We start from the raw sequence: 8,390 nt of genomic DNA on the forward strand, positions 1-8,390 counted from the left end.
TCTTAAGCCAGTACCTACTGAGTTTTGCTGTCGTCAAGATGGGTGATATTGAGATGAGTAACTTGGGTTGGCCAACTGGCCTTCCTCCTCACAGTCGCAAGTTGGCTGGCTTTATGGATCGTTGCCTTGATTCCTTTGCACCCCCTCGGTTCCCCGACGATAGATTCTATATGCGTGGATGGGAGGATGCTGACAGAATAGGGGTTAAATCTAAAAATAGAGAGCTGCCCTCGTTAAACTTGCCGTCGCTCAACTAACTCGTATTCTCCACACCCTCACTTAGGGTCCTTAACCATTTCTGCCGCTCTATTAGTGCTTCTGCTGTCGGTTAATGCCCAGTGGGGGTGGCAGGATAGAGCAATAAAGCATCCTGATAAGCCTTGGCCTTTGTTGTCAGGGCTTTTTGTTGGGCTACTGTGAGAGTATTTGCGATCGCCTGTTCTATGGCACAATCCCAATAGTCTTGATTTCTATCCGCATCACTCACAAGATGTGGGCTTTTACTGCTGATACCGCACCCGCACCTACTCCCTCAATCACTACTCTCCGCATTGCTGGTGGGTCTGCTGTAGAGCCGCGCCGGGTGGGACGGGAGAATCAAGACAGGTGAAGATGACTTACGCCCTAGCATGACTGCTAGGCGTTTTTGTTGAGGACGTTGGCGATCGCCATCCGTGGCACAATACAAATATCTATACATGTCTTTCCCACATCTCCTCACAAGATGTGGGATTTTTGTTGGCGATCGCCCCCTATGCCACATCCCAATAGTCTTGATTCCCGCCCGTATTGCCTGATAGGATGCGGGTTTTTGTTTTTGCTCCTACCACCCCCATCAAGGTAAACCCGTAAGCGACACAGACGGAGTGTAGGGGTAGAGCGCTGTGAGGGCGCTCGCCTCCCCATGTGACAATCCCAAAAGCAAAGGTCTTGTTTCTGCCCGCTCCCACTCACAGGATGCGGGTTTTTTGTTTGCGCTCCTAGCAGTATTAGCAAGATCGACTCACAAGCTATAGAGATACAGTGCAAAGGTAAAGTGCTGTGAGGCGATTGCTTAAGTTGCTACTTTGCTTGTTCTGCCTGATTTCCAAAAATCCAATAACGCCTTCTAAATATTTACAGGTAAGTTCTGGAGAGACGTTGTGAGGTGGGTATAGCAACACTGTTGAATCAGAGAAATGTAAAGATCGGGTAATTTATAAAGGAATGTAACGAGGGCAACTTTCCCTTGCAGATTCACAAGAATAAGATCCATTAGTAGCCCACTACTGCAAGTAGTAAATAGGAAACGCGTTCTGATTCACAACCTTCCAATAACGTTACTGTTCCAGCAACATTATTGGAAGCTTCGAGGTGCTAGCCATGAATTACGCAGATCAGTTCAGTGTTGTGAATAGGTCTGCTAAAGGAGCAATGCAACCGCGTAGTACTGGCGAATAGGGTGTGCCAGAGCCTCTAAATCCTTACTACTAATACGAACAGGTTAATGTCAAAGCCAAGCCATGCAGTTTCAGCAGCAATAACCACGCTGGAGCTAGTTCCTAGCGTAGTTACAGAACAACAAATCACCCTGCTCAAATTCTATTGGGTGCATGCTGTTCGCGATGGAATGGTGTATAGAAACGAGCTTTATGGGCTAGCAAAAGAGTTTGACGGCAGTAATCGACTAGAGGCTTATCGGTTCGGCTGTGAGTTGATTGAGCAGGGGGCGCCAACAATCATCAGTGTCTCGAAACAACAGTATAGGGTGTGGGTTAGCCTAAGGAATCCTTTAGCTACGATATTTATCGCTTCATAGCTCTCTACTCTTAAGGGCAGATAGCGCCTCTTGAGTAATCCTATCCGCCTCCAGATTTCTCCAGCCCATTACCTCACGTAAAGGCAGCAAATCCACGAAGGGGTAGGGAGGGCAGCGATCGCGGAATCCTTTAAGTACCTATAGGGTGTGCTGCTGTCGATTGATGGCGGTTTTCTTTGTCTATGCTCCAATCCCAATAGGCTTGATTCCCCCCACCCCGCATCAGCTCACAGGATGTGGGCTTTTTACTACCGACACCGCACCACCACCTAACGCCTCAACCACTGCCGCTGGTTGTTGTGGAGAGCGACATTCATCGGTGGAATAATGAGGACGGATACAATCTGATACAAACAACCGCCCGCCCTCCTAGGGGCGGTTTTTTTATTGGGAGCGTTGGCGATCGCCGCCATTCGACAATGCCAGCAGCATAGGCCAAATATCCACGCACCCCTCGATGGTGAGCTTTCTTTTGGCGATCGCCTAGCTGGTGGCTCTGTTTACTTGTTCTTGCCTAACCTCTAAATAGCTAACAACCCCGTCTAACGACTTGAAAGCCATTGATTGCCAGGTTTTTGCATTGGTTAAAGTGTAATGCTGACCGTGCTTCATTTGCCCCACAGAAAAATAATAGCCAAGCGTAAGGGCTACACTTGCTGCACTGCACGTTGAATTGTTCATTGAAGTAGATGCTATCAACAGGGCACATTTTTAAGTGTGGCAAGCAGGAGTTCCTTTTCCCATCCGCTAAGAATGCACCGTCTGATGCACAGATGGCGGATGCTTTGATTACAACTGGAGAAGGCGAATTGTTTCTCTCCGCACCACTACTTAATGCTCTTCGTCTGCCGCTCCGATGTGCTGGTGAATCTGCTGTAGAGCCGCATGGGTGAAATGGGAGGATGAATTTAGGTGAAGATAATTCACGCCCTGGCATTACTGCAGGGCGTTTTTTTGTTGGCGATCGCCATCCATGCAACAATTCCAAAAGACGAAGATCTTGATTTCCGCCCGCATTGCCTCACAGGATGCGGGCTTTTGCTTGCTATTGTCGCACATGAGAAGGTTCCAAGCAGTTTTCACTCTTGAACTGTTATGGGTATCCGTGTCCTCAACGGCCACCCATATTTTTGGAAGCCCTATACAGCAAAGCTTACAGCTCTTACATGCTGGGGATTTCCCCACATCTTCCCCCAATCCCTGTATTCGCCCATCGTGTTCATCGCAAGCTGAGCACGATGGCTTTAGGTTAGCGTAAGAATAGAGGCGGGCTAAGCCCGCCTCACTTGCAAGAATGTCTAGGCAGTTATCTGTCCAATTTGGACACATGCGATCGCCGGAGAAACTAAGCCAGTGCCTGTTGAGGTTGTTTCCCTATCAACGGCGTTTTTTTGATGAGCTATTTTTCTCTGTTTTTTGGAAGAGTGCCTTAGCCGTAATCCCTGTAAGACTGCTTAGAACTCGTCACAACTGACGAAGCAAGGAGTTGTAACCATGCCGCCGATGTCAACGGCGGCTTTTTGCTGCACCCTACCCCCATGCCACAATCCGAATAATCTTGATTCCGCCCGCATTGCCTCACAGGGTACGGGCTTTTGCTTGATACTGCATCACTATCTATCCCCTCGACCACTCCCGCTAATGTGCGGGTGACTCGGCTGTGGTTGGTTGCCAGTGGAGGTAGCAGGATCGAATAAAGGTATACACGACCCTGGCTCTGGCTACGCGGTCAGGGCTTCTTGTTGAGGTTGTTCTTATTTAAGGGTGAAGCTTTTAGGCCGTAGCAGCCTCTTTTATAGATAGGAGGAAACTTCTAAAGCTGCTACCCCGCATCAACGACAAGTGAAGCGGGTTTTTGTTTGCTGGTTACTGTGCACGCTGAGGTGGACTGCTGGGGGCGATCGCTTAGGTGGCTTGATCTATTTCTTCTCCCTTCCGGGTTCTGCAGCCCTTCTGCTTGTTTGCGACGTTGATGAACCACCGCCCTCTGAGCCCGGGTAAAGGCGGTGCATTGATCATCAGCTTCTGCTCTCTCAGCTCCTATGACCGGGGGCAAGCAGCTGCTCGTGGTAGCGACGACACTACCTTGCTGGAAGATTTCTACTATTCAAGTCTCTAACCTATCTAAAACAACAAATTCCTCGGGGTTTGAGACCTAAATTTCCTCAGTTTCTCAAGCGGAAGCGATTGCTGAGTTTACTGCTGTAGCAGAAATCAAAATATTCTCCAGAGAAGCATTCTCACTTGTACCGATGTTAGACAAATGAGTCTAGATTCTCAGAACTTTTGTCAACTACTCCTAGAGCTTTTGCTAAGAGCCTTGTTAGAAAACCTTTAAGGTGAAAAGTTTATAAAAATGGAATTTTGAGATTGATTTTTGCAAACCCGCTCAACCCCTTGAAAAATGGGAAAAGTTGCCTCGAAAACGCTCGCTAGAACTACAATTAATTTCTGATTTTGTAAGGACGATCGCTACCCTTATTTCCCCTAGAACCTATCTGTTAATTTCGGGCAGGTAAGTTCTATCTAGCCAGATCGAACAGATAGCGTTACCTGGAAAAATGGATGGTACTTTGGCTCTTGCCAAAGGATACCAAGAAAAAATGGGGTGGAAAGCTATGGATGGGTTAAGCGTCAGGCTTCGGGGCGATCGCTCTCACACCTAATGAGCCTAATTTCCAACCCTTTGATTGTTGCTGTTCTGAGCATATCCTCTGCATTTCGTGATTTTCCATCCCAGAGCAGCACGCAGGCATCCGCGTTATCCGCCATTAGTTCGTTTTGCTTTGTTCGAGCAACCTTGCCGTAGCGTATCCATTCACCAGGGTAGCGATGTACCTCTAAACTCATTTCGGCTGCGTACCGTTCCCCTAGCTTGTCAGCATTAGATGCGCAACCAGAAACGATTGCCACGTCCGGTAGTCGATTGGATAGAAGATGATTGAGGCGATTGCGTAATAGCTCATAGTCCTTGAAGGCACGAGTGCCAGCAATAATTACGCGATAAGGGGGCATTAGTGATCTCCTCTCTTCTTCTTCTGCTTACCCCAACTAATCCCCGCTCTAGCAAAAGCCATCAAAACTTTCCCATCTGCCGCTACTGCGCCCCATAGAGATCCTTTCTATTTAGGCATCGCTTACCTGTGGCTGCCCGTAGGTTGTCCCAGTCTCGGAGTTCCTGATCCTCTCGGTTAATTGGCATGGCGATCGCCTTCCCCTGGCTAAACTCAGCATTAGTTTAGCGAGTGTAATATAAGGGAAGTTATATTCCCAGTAATACTGGTTTGGCATAAAACTTGGCTTACAGTAACGATAATTGTGGTTATCTGTTCCTTAAGATTTTCCTGTAATCCTTTCAGCGCTTAGATTTGTGTAAAAATTGTGCGCTGCATTTAGGTTTTACACAAACTGTTGGCGATCGCCATCATTCCCAGTGACGGCTAGGTTCATAAACTCATGATGGAAAGCGTCTGAATTAGGGCCAAGATAGTAAACCACCGTGTCATGTCCTACGCCCTTCTGTGGCTTCCCATTAGCACCTGCTGGGGCATGGTTAACCCGTCCTAGTACCACCCGAGGGAATCTCTTCGCTTCCAGTGCCTGAATACCACTGTTACCGGATGCTCTCAGCCACAATACCGCCTGGTGAACATTGCCAGCTTTGTACTCGGCGATCGCCCGCTCGATCCACGCGGATGCTCCGTAAACTTTCACTGGCTTGCTCTTGCGCTGGCCGTAGGGAGGGTTCAGCCACATTCGTCCCTTCCAGGGCTGCACCATGCCGTCCTGTTCCTGGGTGTAGTAAGTAGCGGCCTGAATCCAGCCCTGCGCCTCTGGGTTGCTCGCTGGGTCGAGGTCGATGCCACCCATGACGCGCCTGGCTCGCTCTACCCATTCAGCCAGTGTGTACCACTCGTTTGAGTCGCTGGAGTGCTGGATGTTGGGCAGTTGCAGTCCTAGCCGTTTGGCAGTGGAGGCGATCGCATCTGCTTTCTTTATCAGGGCTACAATACGCTTCTGCAACCGATGGATCTCCTTGCCCCGTTGCTGCATTTCCCGCAGCTCCCCCCAGACTTCCTTACTAGGCCTGATTGAAGCGACGCTGTCACCAGATGCAATTAGCCCTAATTCGGAGCCTGAAACAACATAAATTCGTTACTTGGCCGAGGCTAATGTGGAAAATGACGGCATTTTTTAGTACAAAATAACTGTGATGTAACCCTTATAGGATAAAGGTTACAGCCTAATTGCACTTTATGACAGCGTCGCTTCAATCAGGCCTATCTGCTGCACTTCAGCATTTGCCCGTTGAGCGCGGCTAGAGCGCTGTAGGTTCGGTGCGTCGGAGAACTGCCAGAGCATTAGCCCCGCTAGCACGATCGCACTCACCCCCACTGAAAGGGGAAACACACCGCGTTTGCCTCGTTGGTACCGGGATCCCTGCGTTGATAAACCAAACAGGCGAAACAGCAGAGCGGCTGATAGATTAATTCCACCCAATTGCAACAACAGTAGAAAGAGTCCGTTGGTGACCAGATCCCAACGCCCGATCGCACCCGCCATACCAACAATGCCTGCGGGGGGAGCCAGAGAAGCAGCAACGAGCATTCCAGTTGCGGCTCCAGAGACTAAACTACTGCGATCAGATTGAATGAGGGTCAGTGCGCCCGCCGCGCCTGCTGCCAGAGGAATCAAGACAGACACGGTTGAAATCTGACTGCTATCAATCATGAGATTAGTTGGAGTCTGTTGACCCAGAAGCCAACTAAGTAAGGCAGTTGTGGCGATCGTGACGCTCAATGCCGCAAAGTATCGTATAAGGCTGCGCCAAAGAAGTTGGCGATCGCCCCTGGCTGTTGCCAAGGCAGTGTTCATGGCTGGTCCAGCAAAAGGAGCCAACAGCATTGCGGCAACTAGTAGGTAGCTGGTGCTTGTGTACAAACCGATCCAGACAACGATTCCAGCAATAGCAGCATAGCTAAGAAATCCTTTCCAGGAGCCTGTACTCTGCAAACCGGATAGAAAGATCTCGATCGGGCTGCGTTCCTCAACGTTAGTAATTTGTTCAGCCGCAGCATTAGCAGGGGGATGCAGCGCCATCACGCCCGTTGGTAACAATGTAAAACTTAAGTCCGGTAGGGCTTGCAGCTTGTCAAGAAGTTCCTCAACTTTACCGTTAGAAACATGAATCAGCACCAGATCGATTGGCTGCTCAACCCCTGTTGCTGTAATCTGCGCTAAATTTGTGCCATCACAATCTTCTGCAACCTCTAGAACGGTTTTTCCATATCCTTGTGGTACTTGCACAAATAACTGACGCATTTTCCTTGTTAAGCTCCTGCTCGCATCGAGTCATTCCCTCAAGAGAACGTTGTCTTTTATGAATGGCTCCACTCAAACTACTGACTGAACCGAATTAATCACGAGCAAGAAGCTATTTTGAGCAAGCACCCCCCGCATCAATCCGATCACAACCCTAAGAAATCCAGTTTGAAGCCAATTGAAGGTGCTAATCGATCGTTGCGAAGCCGATTGAGTTTACAGGGTGAATTCGCTTTAGCGCTAGCACCAACCGTAGTGATCTTGGTAGTTCTGGCATTTGTAGAAGCGCTAAGCCGCCAACGTCTTTTGTTTGCATCTTTAGCTTCCAGCGCATTTCTCATTTATCTAGATCCGCAACATGGCACTAATACCGTCCGAACCCTGACAATTTCTCAACTTATGGCAGCGACAATCGGCTTAGTGACGTACCTCCTGTTTGGTTCGAGTTACCTGTCGGCGGGCATTGCGATGATTTTGACTATCACTTTAATGATTGTGCTGGATGCCGTGCATCCCCCGGCAGTTGCAACATCACTCAGCTTTGCCCTGCGAGCAGGAAATGAAACCAATTTAGCGCTGTTTGGCTTGGCGGTTGGTGTGATCGCGTTACTGATTGCCATAGAACGCTGTGCGCTTTGGCTGCTGGCGTATTACAGTCGGTCGCGCTGAATTTAACAGAATTCAATTAGTGAATTTAAACCTCTTCTGAGAAGACTTGTTGAAGGAATAATGGCGATCTGATAGACCAAATGTGGTTTGTTATCGATCCGTTTGAAGCCCTCTATCAATTGTTTGTCTACTTGCCGTTCTGCATTAATGGCAATGCGATGCACGTCTGCACTAACAATTCCAGCATGTTGTCGCCAATCTCCTGGCTAAGTTGCCAGCAGAAGGCAGCAATTGGGGCATAGCGAATCGCTTTTGGGTGTCGTCTAAAATCGCGGAATCGGCACCACCTGCCTCGTCCACTATTAACCAACCACAATTTTCGCAATTTTCGGATAGAGATAACGGCACTTATCTCTATTTCGCTAAACTTACACTATTTTGCTTTATAGAATGCTCAAGTTCTTATAGATAGACGTCTCAGAGGCTCTTTTCCATACCTTGCAGTAGAAATTTTCTTATGAACAAATAGTACCCACTCTGAGGACTGCCTCAAAAAAATCCTGGTGCCATAGTGGGTTCAGTTGACAAACACAGTCTTTGTAACAAGCCCTACAAATGCCGTCAACGAACAGACCTGATTATTATCACCTAAGAGGACATT

The 8,390-nt window shown here is 48.5% G+C and carries 6 protein-coding genes and 1 pseudogene; 2 read left to right on the plus strand and 5 right to left on the minus strand.

Translation table 11 applies throughout. From position 1 onward, the window contains the following. Positions 1 to 328 precede the first annotated feature (328 nt). Together NDI52_RS25305 and NDI52_RS25310 are read right to left on the minus strand one after the other, a co-directional pair. Positions 329 to 487 carry a hypothetical protein gene (locus NDI52_RS25305; protein ID WP_190772091.1) on the minus strand — a complete coding sequence of 53 codons (159 nt, stop codon included), beginning with the start codon at positions 485 to 487 and terminating at the stop codon, positions 329 to 331. A gap of 45 nt (positions 488 to 532) precedes the next feature. Further along, positions 533 to 700 carry a hypothetical protein gene (locus NDI52_RS25310; protein WP_190772092.1) on the minus strand — a complete coding sequence of 56 codons (168 nt, stop codon included), beginning with the start codon at positions 698 to 700 and terminating at the stop codon, positions 533 to 535. Positions 701 to 3,770: 3,070 nt separating this feature from the next. On the opposite strand from NDI52_RS25310, the gene NDI52_RS25315 reads away from it, so the two are divergent. Beyond that, a complete protein-coding gene (locus NDI52_RS25315; protein ID WP_190772093.1) occupies positions 3,771 to 3,917 on the plus strand; it encodes a hypothetical protein in 147 nt (48 codons plus the stop codon). A 515-nt stretch (positions 3,918 to 4,432) separates the two neighbouring features. On the opposite strand, the gene NDI52_RS25320 is transcribed toward NDI52_RS25315, so the two are convergent. The 3 genes and pseudogenes from NDI52_RS25320 to NDI52_RS25330 form a co-directional block, all read right to left on the minus strand. After that, on the minus strand, positions 4,433 to 4,813 hold the full coding sequence (locus NDI52_RS25320) for an SLOG family protein (RefSeq protein ID WP_190789168.1): 381 nt from the start codon (positions 4,811 to 4,813) through the stop codon (positions 4,433 to 4,435). A gap of 384 nt (positions 4,814 to 5,197) precedes the next feature. Continuing rightward, entirely contained in the window at positions 5,198 to 5,851 is a 654-nt protein-coding gene (locus NDI52_RS25325) for a DNA N-6-adenine-methyltransferase (protein ID WP_190789167.1), read from the minus strand. A 228-nt stretch (positions 5,852 to 6,079) separates the two neighbouring features. Further along, positions 6,080 to 7,120, minus strand: a pseudogene (locus tag NDI52_RS25330) (DUF389 domain-containing protein); the annotation flags it as partial. A 168-nt stretch (positions 7,121 to 7,288) separates the two neighbouring features. Here NDI52_RS25330 and NDI52_RS25335 point away from each other — a divergent pair. Continuing rightward, positions 7,289 to 7,789: an HPP family protein gene (locus NDI52_RS25335; protein WP_348256547.1), complete on the plus strand. Its 501-nt coding sequence runs from the start codon at positions 7,289 to 7,291 to the stop codon at positions 7,787 to 7,789. Positions 7,790 to 8,390 lie beyond the last annotated feature (601 nt).

The organism is Leptolyngbya sp. PL-A3 (assembly GCF_039962325.1).
In the GTDB taxonomy this organism is placed as follows: domain Bacteria; phylum Cyanobacteriota; class Cyanobacteriia; order Elainellales; family Elainellaceae; genus Vacuolonema.

Coding starts and splice junctions, on each gene's coding strand:
- NDI52_RS25315 (WP_190772093.1), top strand. CDS start 3,771: ATGAACCACCGCCCTCTGAGCCCGGGTAAAGGCGGTGCATTGATCATC.
- NDI52_RS25325 (WP_190789167.1), bottom strand. CDS start 5,851: ATGCAGCAACGGGGCAAGGAGATCCATCGGTTGCAGAAGCGTATTGTA.
- NDI52_RS25310 (WP_190772092.1), bottom strand. CDS start 700: ATGTATAGATATTTGTATTGTGCCACGGATGGCGATCGCCAACGTCCT.
- NDI52_RS25320 (WP_190789168.1), bottom strand. CDS start 4,813: ATGCCCCCTTATCGCGTAATTATTGCTGGCACTCGTGCCTTCAAGGAC.